Raw genomic sequence first — 14,097 nt, 5'->3', positions numbered from 1 at the left:
GCCGATGGTACTGCAGGGGGGACCCTGTGGGAGAGTAGGACACCGCCGGACACCATTCACGATGGCCACCCAGAAATGGGTGGCCATCGCTGTTTAACCGGTCGGTCTCTGTTCGAGGACGAACAGGGCCGGCCGGAGCGACGATGACCGTCGTCGCCCGACTCCGGAACGAGGAGCAGCGATGACTCAGCACGACCCGACGCCCTCTCCGGAATCGAGGCCGCTCCAGAACGGCTTCGACGTCGTGGAGGAACACGTCCTGTCAGACGAGCTCCTCCGGATCGAGCAGACTGCGCTCGACAAGAGGGCAGCCGGATACGTCCAGCTGCAGGAGCAGCTGCGCATCCGACTCGAGAACGCCGACCGCGACCGATGACCGAAGACTCGCGACTCGACTCGGCTCTCGCCGAACGGGGCATCGCCCGGTCCCGCACCCATGCCGCTCGGATGATCGCCGACGGTCTGGTGACGGTGGACGGCGTCCCTGCACTGAAGCCCTCGATCCGCGTCCGCGACGATCAGGACGTCGCGGTCGCCGGCCTCGACCACTACGTCAGCCGGGCCGCCCACAAGCTGCTCGCCGCCCTCGACACCTTCGCGACGGTGCGAGTCGCCGGCCGGAACGCTCTCGACGTCGGGGCGTCGACGGGCGGGTTCTCGCAGGTCCTGCTCGAGCGCGGCGCCGCCTCGGTGATCGCCCTCGACGTCGGGCATGCCCAGCTCGCTCCCCGGATCCGGTCCGACGATCGCGTCCACGTGGTGGAGGGGTTCAATGCGCGGGATCTCACCGCCGCCCGGCTCGCCGAAGCCGCCAGGACCGAGATCGTCCCGGACCTGGTCGTGTCCGACGTGTCCTTCATCTCCCTGCGGATGGTTCTGCCTCCCGTCGCCGCCTCCGTGGATCCACTCGCCGACTTCGTGGTGCTGGTGAAGCCGCAGTTCGAGGTCGGCCGCTTGGGAGTGCGGGAGGGGATCGTCCGGGATCCGGAGCTGCGTCGCGAGGCCCTCTCGGACGTCCTGTGGTCGGCGTGGGACCTGGGGCTCGGCGTCGTCGGGCTGGCCGAGTCGCCACTCCCGGGGGGCGCTGGGAATCGCGAGTATCTGGCGCACCTCCACCGCGACCGCGGAACGATTCCGACAGAATGGAGGGACGCGGTCACCGCGCTCACAACCGGATGACGCGATCGTGTCCGCCGCTGTCGACCGACCAGAAGGACACACCCTCGATGCAGTCCCCTCGTGACGAGCGCAACATCCTCGTCGTCGCCCACACCGGACGGACGGACTCCCTCGATGCGGCGGTCCTCGTCGTCGAGCGCCTCCGGAACTCCGGCGCCCACCCCGTCCTCTGCGCCGACGACAAGGGAGACATCGTCGCGGTCGCTCCGGATCTGAGCGACGTCGCCGTGCTCGGGTCCGACGTGCCGCTCGAGTCCATCGAGCTCGTGTTCGTGCTCGGCGGGGACGGGACCATCCTCCGCGCAGCGGAGATCGTCCGGTCCGGGACGGCCCCTCTGCTCGGCGTGAACCTCGGCCACGTCGGGTTCCTCGCGGAGAGCGAGCGGGATGATCTCGACGACGCCGTCGCCCGTGCGCTCGACGGCGACTACGCGGTCGAGGAGCGCATGACCCTGCAGGTGCGCGTCAAGATCGACGAGGCCGTCGTCTACGAGACCTGGGCGCTCAACGAGGCCACCGTCGAGAAGGGCAGTCGCGAGCGGATGCTCGAGGTCATGGTGGGCGTCGACGGACGTCCGCTGTCGAGCTTCGGCTGCGACGGCATCGTCGTGTCCACTCCGACCGGTTCCACCGCTTACGCCTTCTCCGGGGGCGGCCCCGTCGTGTGGCCGACCGTCGAGGCGATGCTCCTCGTTCCGCTCAGTGCCCACGCGCTCTTCGCGCGGCCCCTCGTCGTGGGCCCGTCGTCGAGCCTCGCCGTCGAGGTCAAGGAGAGGACCGACGGCGTCGGCGTCCTCTGGGCCGACGGCCGGCGCGCCTACGAGCTGCCGCCGGGAGCGCGCGTCGTCTACCGGCGCTCGCCCGTGCCGGTGCGCTTCGCGCGCCTGCACGACGCCCCCTTCACCGATCGACTCGTGCACAAGTTCGGTCTCCCCATCCGCGGATGGCGGGGGTCGGCGGAGACGGAGTAAGGCCCGATGCTCGAAGAGCTGCAGATCCGCGACCTCGGAGTGATCGCCGAGGCGACGCTCCCGCTCGGACCGGGCTTCACCGCGGTCACCGGCGAGACCGGCGCCGGCAAGACGATGGTGGTCACGGCGCTCGGCCTCGTGCTGGGCGCGCGCTCTGACGCGTCCGCGGTGCGCTCGGGAGCGAAGCAGGCCTGGGTGTCGGGGCGCTGGCTGGTCCCAGAGCAGGGCCCGGTCGCCGAGCGGGTCCACGACGCCGGCGGTGATCTCGACGGCCCGGAGCTGCTCCTCGCGCGCTCGGTCTCGGCGGAGGGACGCGGGCGAGCCGTCGTCGGCGGCCGGAGCGCACCGGTCAGCGTGCTGAGCGAGCTCGCCGATCAGCTGGTCGTCGTGCACGGGCAGTCGGACCAGATCCGCCTCCGCTCCGCCGCGGCGCAGCGTGAGGCGCTCGACCGGTTCGGCGGACCCGGTCTCGCCGACGCCCTCCGCGACTACGCGAGCGCCTTCGAGCGCTGGCGGGCCAACCGGGAGGAGCTCGACTCGCTCACCGAGGCCCGGGAGACGCGCGCCCGCGAAGCCGAACGGCTCCGCTCCGCCCTCGCCGAGATCGAGGTGGTCGCCCCCCAGCGCGGGGAGGACGTCGAGCTCGCGGCGCAGTCCGCCCGGCTCGGGAGCATCGAGCAGCTCCGGCTCGCCGCCGGCGAGGCCCGCGAGGCGATCTCGTCCGAGGAGCTGGACGGGCGGGACGCGCTCGGGCTCCTCGAGACGGCGCGGCGCGTGCTGGAGCGGGCGGCCGAGCACGACGCCGCCCTGCAGCCGACGGTCCAGACGCTCGGCGAGGCGGCGGTGCTCCTCGTCGACGCCGCCGGCGGGCTCTCCTCCTACCTGGCGGAGCTCGACCTCGACGGCGCGCACGACCTGGAGCTGATCGAGAACCGGCGGGCGGAGCTGTCCCTGCTCGCCCGCACCTACGGACCGACCCTGGACGACGTGCTCGACCTGGTGGACTCCTCCGGACTCCGCCTGCTCGAGCTCGACGGCGACGACGAGAGGATCGCGGCTCTCGAGGCCGCCACCGCGGCCGACGCGGACCTCGTCGACCGCCTCGCGACCCGGCTGACCGAGCTGCGGACCGCGGCGGCCGCCGAGCTGGGGGAGCGGGTCAGCGACGAGCTCACCGCGCTGGCCATGGCGGATGCGCGCCTGCACGTGAAGGTGACGGCCGCGGGGGAGCCGAGCGTCCACGGGCGCGACTCCGTCGAGATGCTGCTCCAGCCGCACACCGGGGCCGCACCCCGGCCCCTCGCCCGCGGAGCCTCGGGAGGCGAGCTCTCGCGGGTGATGCTCGCGATCGAGGTCGTGGTCGCCGCCAACGACCCCGTGCCGACGTTCGTCTTCGACGAGGTCGACGCAGGGGTCGGCGGAGCAGCGGCGATCGAGATCGGCCGACGGCTCGCGCGGCTCGCCGAGACGTCGCAGGTCATCGTGGTGACCCACCTCGCGCAGGTCGCCGCATTCGCCACGAACCACCTCCGCGTCGAGAAGGGCTCGGACGGCGCGGTGACCTCGAGCGCCGTGACGCAGCTCGACTCCGAGGAGCGGGTGTCCGAGATGGCGCGCCTGCTCTCGGGGCTCACCGACTCCGCCAACGCTCTCGCTCATGCGCGGGAGCTCCTCGAATCGAGCCGACGGGGCTGATCGCGAGCGGCCCGGGACGACATCGATCCGTCCCGGGCGGTCCGCCGCCGCCGTTCTGCTGTTACGGTGGAACCCCGTGGTGGACTTTACGAACGCGGGCCTTTCCTCTTCTTCTCCCTCGGATCCCCAGGGCTCCTCCGGGTCCTCGACCCGGAGCGCTTCGACGGCCGGGCAGGACGCCCCCTCGAAGATCACGAAGCACATCTTCGTCACCGGCGGTGTCGTCTCCTCGCTCGGCAAGGGACTCACTGCCGCGAGCCTGGGCAACCTGCTGACCGCGCGCGGGCTGCGCGTCGTCATGCAGAAGCTCGACCCGTACCTCAACGTGGACCCGGGGACGATGAACCCGTTCCAGCACGGCGAGGTCTTCGTGACCGACGACGGCGCCGAGACCGATCTCGACATCGGCCACTACGAGCGCTTCCTCGACATCAACCTGAACCAGGCCGCGAACGTCACGACCGGCCAGATCTACTCGCGGGTCATCGCGCGGGAGCGCGCCGGCGAGTACCTCGGCGACACGGTCCAGGTCATCCCGCACATCACGGACGAGATCAAGCGGCGCATGCGCCTCCAGTCGGAGGACGACCCGCAGCCGGACGTCATCATCACCGAGATCGGCGGCACCGTCGGCGACATCGAGAGCCAGCCGTTCATCGAGTCGGCCCGCCAGGTCCGCCACGAGCTCGGCCGCCGCAACGTCTTCTTCGTGCACGTCTCGCTGGTGCCCTTCATGGGCGCCTCCGGCGAGCAGAAGACCAAGCCCACCCAGCACTCCGTCGCGGCGCTGCGCTCGATCGGCATCCAGCCGGACGCGCTGGTGCTGCGGAGCGACCGGCCCGTGTCGGAGTCGAACAAGCGCAAGATCGCGCTGATGTGCGACGTCGACGAGCAGGCCGTGGTCAACGCCAAGGACGTCGCGTCGATCTACGAGATCCCGCAGATGCTCAACGAGCAGGGCCTCGACGCCTACATCATCGACCAGCTGGGCCTCCCGGCCGGCGAGGTCGTCTGGGACGGCTGGTCGCGACTGCTCGAGGCCGTGCACGAGCCCAAGCACGAGGTCACCATCGGCCTGGTCGGGAAGTACATCGACCTGCCCGACGCCTACCTCTCCGTGACGGAGGCTCTGCGGGCCGGCGGCTTCGCGCAGCAGACGAAGGTCGCCATCCGCTGGATCGCCTCCGACGGGCTCGAGGACCCCGAGGCTGCGGCCAAGGCGCTCTCCGAGCTCGACGGAATCTGCGTGCCCGGCGGCTTCGGCATCCGCGGCATCGAGGGCAAGCTCGGCGCGCTGCGCTTCGCGCGGGAGAACGGGATACCGACCCTCGGGCTCTGCCTCGGCCTGCAGTGCATGGTCATCGAGTACGCCCGCAACGAGGCCGGCCTCGAGGGGGCCTCGTCGTCGGAGTTCGACCCGGAGACGGAGTTCCCCGTCATCGCGACGATGGCCGAGCAGGTCGAGATCCTCGCGTCCGGGGACATGGGCGGCACGATGCGCCTCGGCCTCTACACGGCCGAGCTCGCCGAGGGCTCGATCGTCGCCGAGGTGTACGGCGCACCTGAGGCTGCCGAGCGCCACCGTCACCGCTACGAGGTCAACAACCGCTACCGCGACCGGATCGCCGAGGCGGGGCTCTGGTTCTCGGGCCTCTCGCCCGACGGCCACCTCGTGGAGTACGTCGAGCTGCCCCGCGAGAAGCACCCCTACTACGTGGGCACGCAGGCGCACCCGGAGCTCCGCTCGCGCCCGAACGCCGCGCACCCGCTCTTCCGCGGCCTCGTGACCGCCGCCCTCGAGCGCCAGGAGGCCTCGCGCCTCTTCCCGGCATCGGAGGCGGGCGCCGATGAGTGAGCCGCTGTCGGACGAGCTCGTCGAGCCGGAGGTCCTGACCAGTGAGCGCGTCTTCGACGGGATGGTCTGGGGCGTCCGCGCCGAGACGTTCCGCTACGGCGGCGGCGAGCTGCGCCGGGAGTTCCTCGATCACACGGGAGCCGTCGCCGTGCTGGCCCTCGACGACGAGGACCGCGTCGCCCTGATCAAGCAGTACCGGCACCCTGTCCGCACCCGCGAGTGGGAGATCCCGGCCGGCCTGCTCGACGTCGAGGGCGAGGATCCCCTGGTCGCCGCTCAGCGGGAGCTGGGCGAGGAGACGGACCTGCAGGCCGAGCGCTGGGACCTGCTCTCGGAGTTCGCCACCTCGCCGGGCGGCAGCGACGAGGTCATCCGGATCTACCTGGCCCGCGGGCTCTCGTCCACCGGCTCCGACTTCGACCGCGAGGCGGAGGAGGCGGACATGGAGCTGCGGTGGGTGCCGCTGGACGAGGCGGTCGAGGCGGTCCTCGCCCGCCGGGTGCAGAACCCCTCGCTGTCGATCGCGGTGCTCGCGGCGCACGCGTTCCGCTCGCGCGACTGGGACGGGCTGGGCGACGCGTCCTCGCCGTGGACGCGCCACCCGCGGGTCCGCCACCCCCGGGGGTGAGCCCCCGCGCCTGCGCCGAGGCGTACCTCCGGCAGGCGAGCGTGGAGCGCGGGCTCTCGGCGCACACGCTCGCGGCCTACCGGCGCGACCTGGAGCTCTACCTCGGCTGGCTCGAGGAGCGCGGGACCGTCGATCTGGCGCAGCTCGGACGGGTCGACGTGGGGGAGTTCTCCTCCTGGCTGGCCGCACGCCCGGAGCGGCCGCTCGCGGCGAGCTCGCGCGCACGGATCCTCTCGAGCGTCCGAGGGCTGCACCGCTTCGCCCTCGAGGAGGGGGTCGTCGCGGACGACGTTGCCCGGGACGTGATGCCGCCGAAGGTCCCGATGACCCTGCCGAAGGCGGTCACGGTCGAGCAGATGGCGGCACTGCTCGACGCGGCGCGCGGCGAGGAGCTCGCGGACCTGCGGGACCGGGCCCTGCTGGAGCTGCTCTACGCGACGGGCGCGCGCATCTCGGAGGCGGTGGACCTGAACGTCGACGACGTGGTCGCCGCGGAGGTGGTGCGGCTGACGGGCAAGGGGTCCAAGCAGCGGATGGTGCCGCTCGGCCGCTTCGCCCGCGAGGCGGTCGACGAGTACCTTGTGCGTGCGCGGCCCGAGCTCTCGCGGAGGGGACGCGCGACGCCGGCGCTCTTCCTGGGGGTCCGCGGGAGCCGCCTGTCGAGGCAGAGCGCCTGGCTGGTCATCCGCGCCGTCGCCGAGAAGGCCGGGCTGGACCGGGAGATCTCGCCGCACACCTTCCGGCACTCGTTCGCGACCCACCTGCTCGCGGGCGGTGCCGACGTCCGCGTGGTGCAGGAGCTCCTCGGGCACGCCTCGGTGGCGACGACGCAGATCTACACGCTGGTGACGGCGGACACGCTCCGGGACGTCTACACGTTTGCGCACCCGCGAGCGCGGCGCTAGAGCCGCGGCCCCGCGCGGCGGGGCGCGGCGGCCGGGGAGCGGGGCGCCGGTACACTCGTCGGAGGCCGCGCGGGAGCGCACGCCGCCACGGAAGCGAGGACGACGCAGGTGACACGCAAGACGGACGACAAGGCCGAGCTCACCGGTCTCGAAGCCCCGACGCTCGGCCCGACCGGCCGCCCTCTGCGCGACTTCCCGCTGCCGGTGGAGCTCACCGGTCACGGCCCCGCTCGGATCATCTCCCTCTGCAACCAGAAGGGCGGCGTCGGCAAGACGACGACGACCATCAACCTGGGCGCGACCCTCGCCGAGTACGGCCGACGCGTACTGGCCATCGACTTCGACCCGCAGGGCGCCCTCTCGGCCGGCCTCGGGGTCACGACCTACGACGCCATCACGATCTACGACCTGCTCCTCGGCACCGTGAAGGACCCGGCCGAGGCGATCCGGAGGACCCGCGTGCCGGGCCTGGACGTCATCCCGGCCAACATCGACCTCTCCGCCGCCGAGGTCCACCTCGTCAACGAGGTCGCGCGCGAGCAGATCCTCGCCCGGGTGCTCCGCAAGGTGAGCGCGGACTACGACGTCATCCTGATCGACTGCCAGCCCTCGCTGGGCCTGCTCACGGTCAACGCGCTCACCGCGAGCCACGGCGTCCTCATCCCGCTCGAGTGCGAGTTCTTCGCGCTGCGCGGCGTCGCCCTGCTGATCGAGACGATCGACAAGGTCCGCGACCGGCTCAACCCGGTGATCGAGCTCGACGGCATCCTGCCCACGATGTACGACTCCCGCACCCTGCACTCGCGGGAGGTGCTCGACCGGGTGGTCGACGCCTTCGGCGACAGCGTGCTCGAGACGGTGATCGGCCGCACGGTGAAGTTCCCGGACGCCAGCGTGTCCGGCGTCCCGATCACCCAGTTCGCGCCCGAGCACAACGCCGCGAAGGCGTACCGCAAGCTCGCCAGGGAGCTGATCTCGCGTGGCGCGGTCGCCTGAGGTCCTCCTCGAGGAGCGCGCCGCTCCCACCGGGTTCCACCTCGCGCTGACCAACTTCGAGGGTCCGTTCGACCTCCTGCTGAGCCTCATCGCGAAGCAGCAGGTCGACATCACCGAGATCGCGCTGAGCGCCGTGACGGACGAGTTCCTCTCGTACCTGCACGGGATCGACTCGCTCGAGGGGCTGGACCGCGCGTCGGAGTTCCTCGTCGTCGCCGCGACGCTCCTCGACCTGAAGATCGCCGGACTCCTGCCCCAGGGCGAGCTCGTGGACGCGGAGGACGCGGCGCTGCTGGAGGCGCGAGACCTGCTGTTCGCCCGGCTCCTGCAGTACCGGGCCTTCAAGCAGGTGTCGTCGTGGTTCGCCGGGCGGATCGCGATCGAGACCGCCCGCCACGTGCGCGACGTGCCTCTGGAGGAGGAGTACCGGTCCGCGAAGCCGGAGCTCGTCTGGACCCTGTCGCCCGCCGACTTCGCCGCCCTCGCGACCGTCGCCCTCGCTCCGCGCGAGCTGCCGACGGTGGGCCTGGACCACCTGCACGCCCCGCAGATCAGCATCCGGGAGCAGGCCGCCCACGTCGTGGCGATGCTGCGCGCCCGCGGGAGGGCCACCTTCGGCGAGCTGATCGCGGACGCCGACGAGAAAGGCGTGATCGTCGCGCGCTTCCTGGCCGTGCTCGAGCTCTACCGGCACGCCGCGATCTCGTTCGACCAGCCGGAGCCGCTCGGCGAGCTCACGCTGCGCTGGGTCGCCGAGCAGTGGAGCGATGCGAGCCTCGCCGCGCTCGGAGCCGACTATGACTCCTGACGCCGGCCCCGGGACCGTCGCGTTCGAGATCGACCGGGCGATCGAGGCGATCCTGATGGTCGCGGACGAGCCGCAGCCGCTCGCCTCCCTCGCGACCGCGCTGTCGAGGCCGATCGCCGTGGTCCGCCAGTCGATCGAGCGCCTGGTAGCCGACTACGACGGCGCCGACGGGGCGATCCGCCGGGGCTTCGAGCTGCGCGAGGTCGGTGCCGGCTGGCGGATCTACGTGCGCCGCGAGTACGACCCGGTGGTCAAGGACTTCGTCCTGACGCAGAACCCGACGCGGCTCTCGCAGGCGGCGCTCGAGACGCTCGCCGTGATCGCCTACAAGCAGCCGGTCTCGCGCGGTCAGGTCGCGCAGATCCGCGCGGTCAACGTCGACTCCGTCGCGCGCACCCTCCTCGGCCGCGGCCTCATCGCGGAGGTCGGCCACGACCCCGAGACGGGCGCGGTCCTCTACGGCACCACCGAGCAGCTGCTCGTGCACCTCGGCCTCACCTCGCTCGACGAGCTGCCGAAGATCTCCCCCCTACTGAGCGACGGAAGAGACGGATTCGATGAGCGCGCCTGACAGCGGCCCCGACGGCGAACGACTGCAGAAGGTCCTCGCGGCAGCGGGGGTCGCCTCCCGACGAGTGGTCGAGGAGATGATCGTGGCGCGGCGGATCCGCGTCAACGGCGAGGTGGCGGACGAGCTCGGCCGCCGCATCGATCCGGTGACCGACCGGATCGAGGTCGACGGGGTCGCGGTGCAGCTGGACACCTCGCGCCGCTACGTCATGCTCAACAAGCCGATCGGCGTCGTCAGCTCGCTGGCGGACGAGAACGGACGCACCGACCTCAGCCTCTACACGAAGAACTTCGAGGAGCGGCTGTTCAACGTCGGGCGCCTCGACGCCGAGACCTCGGGCCTGCTGGTGCTGACCAACGACGGCGAGCTCGCCCACGTCCTCGCGCACCCGTCGTTCGGAGTGACGAAGACCTACATCGCGAAGGTGCACGGGCAGGTCCTCCCGCAGACGATCGCGACGCTGACCTCCGGGATCGAGCTCGACGACGGACCGGTGGCCGCCGACAAGGCGCGTCTCCTCGGCCGGCCGGAGGGCCGCTCGAACGCCTCGCTCGTCGAGATCACCCTGCACTCCGGTCGCAACCGGGTCGTCCGCCGGATGATGGCGGCGGTCGGCCACCCGGTGATCGAGCTCGTCCGGCGCCAGTTCGGGCCGCTGCACCTGGGCACCCTGCGCTCGGGCGATCTGCGCGACCTGACCCGGGAGGAGCTGGGCGCGCTGCTCACGATCGCGCGGCAGGGCGGCGAGGCGGTGGCGGCCGCTCCCGCGGTCCCCTCGAAGAAGGCGAGCGCGGGTGCGCGGCGGCCCCGGCCTGACAGCGGCGAGCGCGTCGCCCCGGCGGAGCGCGGCTCGGCCGGGCGATCCTCGGATCGCGGCGGCTCCTCCGCCGGCGGCGGGCGGAGCGACGGTCCTCCGCGCCGGTCCGGCGCCGACAAGCAGCGCCGCGCCGATCGCTAGGCTGTCGGGGTGAACGAGCTCCTGCACCCCGCGCCGCCCGCGATGCGGACGACCGGGACGGTGCGGGTGGTCGGCTCCGGACTGCTCGGCGCCTCCATCGGCCTCGGCCTCGCCTCCCGCGGGATCGACGTCGTCCTCGACGACGCCTCGCCCGCGAGCCTCTCCCTCGCCATCGACTACGGGGCCGGCCGCGCCGCCTCCGCCGACGACCGGCCCTCCGTCGTCGTCGTCTGCGTCCCCCCTGACGTCACCGCGAGCGTCGTCGAGCGCGAGCTCGCGGCGCACCCCGGAGCCGTCGTCACCGACGTGGCGAGCGTCAAGACCCAGCCGCTGCGCGAGCTGCGCTCCCGCGGCGTCGACCTCGCCCGCTACATCGGCTCGCACCCGATGGCCGGCCGCGAGCGCGGCGGACCGGTCGCCGCGCGGGGAGACCTCTTCGTCGGCAGACCCTGGGTGATCTGCCGCGACGGCGAGACCGCGCCCGACGCGCTCGCAAGGGTGGAGGGCCTCGCTCTCGACCTCGGCGGCACCATCGTCGAGATGGACCCGGAGGAGCACGACCTCTCGGTCGGCCTCGTCTCGCACGCCCCGCAGGTGATCTCGTCACTGCTCGGCCAGCGCCTCCTCGACGCCCCGAACGCGGCGCTCCGCCTCGCCGGGCAGGGCGTCCGCGACGTCTCGCGCCTGGCGGCCTCGGCCCCCGAGCTCTGGATGCAGATCCTGGCCGCGAACCGCGAGCACGTCGTCGCGGTGCTCGACGCCTTCCGCGACGACGTCGCCGCGGTCGCCGACGCGCTCCGCGACCTCGAGGCGCCCGGCTCGCGCCGCGTGCTCGCCGAGCACCTCGCCGCGGGCAACGCCGGAGTGGCGCGCCTGCCCGGCAAGCACGGCCAGGACCAGCGCTTCTCGACCCTGATCGTCCTCGTCGACGACTCTCCCGGAACCCTCGCGCGGCTCCTGGTGGAGATCGGCGAGGCGGGCGTCAACCTCGAGGACGTGCGCCTCGAGCACGCGCAGGGGCGTCGAGTGGGTCTCGCCGAGATCTCGGTCGTGCCCGAGGCGGTCGCGCCGCTGACCGAAGAACTGACCATACGCGGCTGGAGGATCGCCGGATGAGCACCGAGCAGAACAGGCAGGAGGGCGGCCTGAACAGGATGACGCCCGCCCGCCGGGCACAGCAGAGCATCCCGGAGGACGGGGGCGCGGCTCCCGAGCGCGAGGCGCGCTCCGAGGCCGCCGAGCAGGGCGACTTCGGCGAGTCCGTCGTGGTCGCCATCGACGGCCCGGCCGGCAGCGGCAAGTCCAGCGTGTCGAGGGCTGCCGCCCTCCGCCTCGACTTCGAGTTCCTCGACACGGGAGCGGCCTACCGCGCGCTCGCCTGGCACGGGCTCGACCGCGGCCTCGACTTCGAGGACCAGGACGCGATCGTCGACGCGCTCGACGGCTTCGACTACTCCATCGGCACCGACCCCGAGTCGTACTCGGTGTGGGTCGGTCCGACCGAGGTGACCACCGCCATCCGCGAGCCCCGGGTGACCGCGCGCGTCTCGGCCGTGGCGAAGGTCCCCGAGGTCCGTCGGAGGATCACCCTGCTGTTCCGGAGGATCATCGGCGAGACGCGTCGGGAGGGCATCATCGTCGAGGGCCGCGACATCACGACGGTCGTCGCACCGACCGCTCCGGTCCGGATCCTGCTGACGGCGAGCGAAGAGGCTAGAATGGCCAGGCGTTCGCGCGAGGTCACCACGGAATCCGCCGAGGCGACGGGTCAGGCGCTGCGGTCGAGGGACCGCGCCGACTCGCAGGTGGTCGACTTCATGAACGCCGCAGAAGGAGTCACTCTTCTCGACTCCACTCATCTCGACTTCGAGCAGACCGTCGACGCGGTCGTCGCCGAGGTCCGAACTTCGAGAGCAAGGGCCGGTCATGGCACAGGACACGCACGTCGGTGACGACGAGCTGAACTTCGGAGACGACGACCTCGTCGAGCGCCTCGGCGACCTCGACGAGCAGCTCGCCTCCTCGCGCGCGCAGGCGCTCCGCAGCGGACTCGAGGACTACGACCTCGACGAGGAGGACCTCGACCTCCTCGAGTTCGCCGGGGAGGACTCGGACGACGTCCGCTACCTCCCCGCCCTCCCGGTCGTGGCGATCGTGGGCCGCCCCAACGTCGGCAAGTCCGCGCTGGTGAACCGCATACTCGGCCGCCGCGAGGCCGTCGTCGAGGACACCCCGGGCGTCACGCGCGACCGCGTGTCCTACAAGGCGGAGTGGATCGACCGGGCGTTCACCATCGTCGACACCGGCGGCTGGGAGCCCGACGCCCGCGGCATCGACGCCTCCGTCGCCATGCAGGCCGAGATCGCCATCGACCTCGCCGACGCCGTCATCTTCGTCGTCGACGCGAACGTCGGCGCGACCGCGACCGACGAGCACGTCGTGAAGCTGCTGCGCAAGACGAAGAAGCCGGTCTTCCTCGCCGCCAACAAGGTGGACGACGCCCGCCAGGAGCCGAACGCCGCCTCGCTGTGGTCGCTCGGCCTGGGCGAGCCCCGCCCCGTCTCGGCCGTCCACGGCCGCGGCGTCGCCGACCTTCTCGACGCGGTGCTCGAGAAGCTCCCTCTGGAGTCGGCCGTCGCCAAGCGCGAGGTCGGCGGGCCGCGCCGCGTCGCGATCCTCGGCCGCCCGAACGTTGGCAAGTCCAGCCTGCTCAACAAGGCGGCGGGGGAGGAGCGGGTCGTCGTCAACGAGCTCGCCGGCACCACGCGCGACCCGGTCGACGAGCAGGTCGAGATCGCCGGCAAGGTCTGGCGCTTCGTCGACACCGCGGGCATCCGCCGCCGCGTGCACCTCCAGCAGGGCGCCGACTTCTACGCGTCGCTGCGCACCTCGACCGCGCTCGAGAAGGCCGAGGTCGCCGTCGTCGTCCTCGACGTCTCGCAGCCGATCTCGGAGCAGGACGTCCGCATCATCGACCTGGTGCTGGAGTCGGGCCGGGCGCTCGTGCTCGCCTTCAACAAGTGGGACCTCCTCGACGACGAGCGCCGCCGCTACCTCGAGCGCGAGATCGAGACCGACCTCGCCCACGTGGCGTGGGCGCCCCGCGTCAACATCTCGGCCCGCACCGGCCGCCACCTCGAGAAGCTCGTGCCGGCGCTCGAGCTCGCCCTCGAGTCGTGGGACACGCGCATCCCGACGGGCAAGTTCAACGCGTTCCTCGCCGAGCTCACCGCGGCGCACCCGCACCCCCTCCGCGGAGGCAAGCAGCCCCGCGTGCTCTTCGGCACGCAGGCCTCGTCGCGCCCGCCGACATTCGTCCTCTTCACGACCGGGTTCCTCGACCCGGGCTACCGCCGCTACATCGCGCGCCGCCTGCGCGAGATCTACGGCTTCCAGGGGTCGCCGGTGAACGTCAACATGCGCGTCCGCGAGAAGCGCGCGCGCTGAGCGCAGCCGTACCGTGTCCGGCCCGTGGGAGCTCCTCCCGCGGGCCGTCCGCGTCTCCGGGAGGAGCGGTCGTCGAGTCGAGGG

The 14,097-nt window shown here is 72.2% G+C and carries 13 protein-coding genes and 1 pseudogene; all 14 read left to right on the top strand.

Going from position 1 to position 14,097, the window contains the following annotated elements:
- Positions 1–181: 181 nt before the first annotated feature.
- The 14 genes and pseudogenes from C5C30_RS13400 to der all read left to right on the top strand — a co-directional run bounded on the left by C5C30_RS13400 (position 182) and on the right by der (position 14,013).
- Complete coding sequence (locus C5C30_RS13400; RefSeq protein ID WP_104261116.1) at positions 182–376, top strand: hypothetical protein; 195 nt, start codon at positions 182–184, stop codon at positions 374–376.
- The gene (locus C5C30_RS13395) at positions 373–1,179 is read left to right on the top strand and encodes a TlyA family RNA methyltransferase (RefSeq protein WP_104222497.1); all 807 of its coding nucleotides are present in this window, start codon (positions 373–375) and stop codon (positions 1,177–1,179) included. The genes C5C30_RS13400 and C5C30_RS13395 overlap by 4 nt, the downstream gene beginning before the upstream one ends.
- 47 nt (positions 1,180–1,226) lie before the next feature.
- Positions 1,227–2,150 (top strand): NAD kinase, encoded by a 924-nt coding sequence (locus C5C30_RS13390; RefSeq protein WP_104222498.1) that lies wholly within the window; start codon positions 1,227–1,229, stop codon positions 2,148–2,150.
- 6 nt (positions 2,151–2,156) lie between these two features.
- Positions 2,157–3,845 (top strand): DNA repair protein RecN, encoded by a 1,689-nt coding sequence (recN, locus tag C5C30_RS13385; RefSeq protein WP_104333928.1) that lies wholly within the window; start codon positions 2,157–2,159, stop codon positions 3,843–3,845.
- Between the two features lie 190 nt (positions 3,846–4,035).
- Complete coding sequence (locus C5C30_RS13380) at positions 4,036–5,700, top strand: CTP synthase (RefSeq protein ID WP_104222604.1); 1,665 nt, start codon at positions 4,036–4,038, stop codon at positions 5,698–5,700.
- Complete coding sequence (locus tag C5C30_RS13375; protein WP_104333927.1) at positions 5,693–6,328, top strand: NUDIX hydrolase; 636 nt, start codon at positions 5,693–5,695, stop codon at positions 6,326–6,328. The genes C5C30_RS13380 and C5C30_RS13375 overlap by 8 nt, the downstream gene beginning before the upstream one ends.
- Positions 6,325–7,233 (top strand): site-specific tyrosine recombinase XerD, encoded by a 909-nt coding sequence (xerD, locus tag C5C30_RS13370; RefSeq protein WP_104333926.1) that lies wholly within the window; start codon positions 6,325–6,327, stop codon positions 7,231–7,233. The genes C5C30_RS13375 and xerD overlap by 4 nt, the downstream gene beginning before the upstream one ends.
- Positions 7,234–7,341: 108 nt before the next feature.
- Positions 7,342–8,229: a ParA family protein gene (locus C5C30_RS13365; RefSeq protein ID WP_104222502.1), complete on the top strand. Its 888-nt coding sequence runs from the start codon at positions 7,342–7,344 to the stop codon at positions 8,227–8,229.
- Positions 8,213–9,037: a ScpA family protein gene (locus tag C5C30_RS13360; RefSeq protein ID WP_104333925.1), complete on the top strand. Its 825-nt coding sequence runs from the start codon at positions 8,213–8,215 to the stop codon at positions 9,035–9,037. Before C5C30_RS13365 ends, C5C30_RS13360 begins: the two co-directional genes overlap by 17 nt.
- Entirely contained in the window at positions 9,027–9,608 is a 582-nt protein-coding gene (gene scpB, locus C5C30_RS13355; protein WP_104238575.1) for an SMC-Scp complex subunit ScpB, read from the top strand. Before C5C30_RS13360 ends, scpB begins: the two co-directional genes overlap by 11 nt.
- Positions 9,595–10,365: pseudogene (locus tag C5C30_RS13350) on the top strand (pseudouridine synthase); the annotation flags it as partial. The gene scpB and the pseudogene C5C30_RS13350, both read left to right, overlap by 14 nt.
- A 243-nt stretch (positions 10,366–10,608) precedes the next feature.
- Entirely contained in the window at positions 10,609–11,682 is a 1,074-nt protein-coding gene (locus C5C30_RS13345) for a prephenate dehydrogenase (RefSeq protein ID WP_104222605.1), read from the top strand.
- Positions 11,679–12,518: a (d)CMP kinase gene (cmk, locus tag C5C30_RS13340; protein ID WP_258063288.1), complete on the top strand. Its 840-nt coding sequence runs from the start codon at positions 11,679–11,681 to the stop codon at positions 12,516–12,518. Before C5C30_RS13345 ends, cmk begins: the two co-directional genes overlap by 4 nt.
- On the top strand, positions 12,493–14,013 hold the full coding sequence (gene der, locus C5C30_RS13335) for a ribosome biogenesis GTPase Der (protein ID WP_104288279.1): 1,521 nt from the start codon (positions 12,493–12,495) through the stop codon (positions 14,011–14,013). Before cmk ends, der begins: the two co-directional genes overlap by 26 nt.
- The last annotated feature ends 84 nt before the right edge of the window (positions 14,014–14,097 follow it).

Origin of the sequence: Rathayibacter sp. AY2B5, from assembly GCF_002931645.1 — a bacterium.
Lineage (GTDB): Bacteria > Actinomycetota > Actinomycetes > Actinomycetales > Microbacteriaceae > Rathayibacter.
The sequence above is the reverse complement of the archived record's forward strand: the minus strand, read 5'-3'. Positions and strand labels throughout refer to the sequence as shown.

Coding starts and splice junctions, on each gene's coding strand:
- C5C30_RS13400 (WP_104261116.1), top strand. CDS start 182: ATGACTCAGCACGACCCGACGCCCTCTCCGGAATCGAGGCCGCTCCAG.
- C5C30_RS13395 (WP_104222497.1), top strand. CDS start 373: ATGACCGAAGACTCGCGACTCGACTCGGCTCTCGCCGAACGGGGCATC.
- C5C30_RS13390 (WP_104222498.1), top strand. CDS start 1,227: ATGCAGTCCCCTCGTGACGAGCGCAACATCCTCGTCGTCGCCCACACC.
- recN (WP_104333928.1), top strand. CDS start 2,157: ATGCTCGAAGAGCTGCAGATCCGCGACCTCGGAGTGATCGCCGAGGCG.
- C5C30_RS13375 (WP_104333927.1), top strand. CDS start 5,693: ATGAGTGAGCCGCTGTCGGACGAGCTCGTCGAGCCGGAGGTCCTGACC.
- scpB (WP_104238575.1), top strand. CDS start 9,027: ATGACTCCTGACGCCGGCCCCGGGACCGTCGCGTTCGAGATCGACCGG.
- C5C30_RS13345 (WP_104222605.1), top strand. CDS start 10,609: ATGCGGACGACCGGGACGGTGCGGGTGGTCGGCTCCGGACTGCTCGGC.
- cmk (WP_258063288.1), top strand. CDS start 11,679: ATGAGCACCGAGCAGAACAGGCAGGAGGGCGGCCTGAACAGGATGACG.
- der (WP_104288279.1), top strand. CDS start 12,493: ATGGCACAGGACACGCACGTCGGTGACGACGAGCTGAACTTCGGAGAC.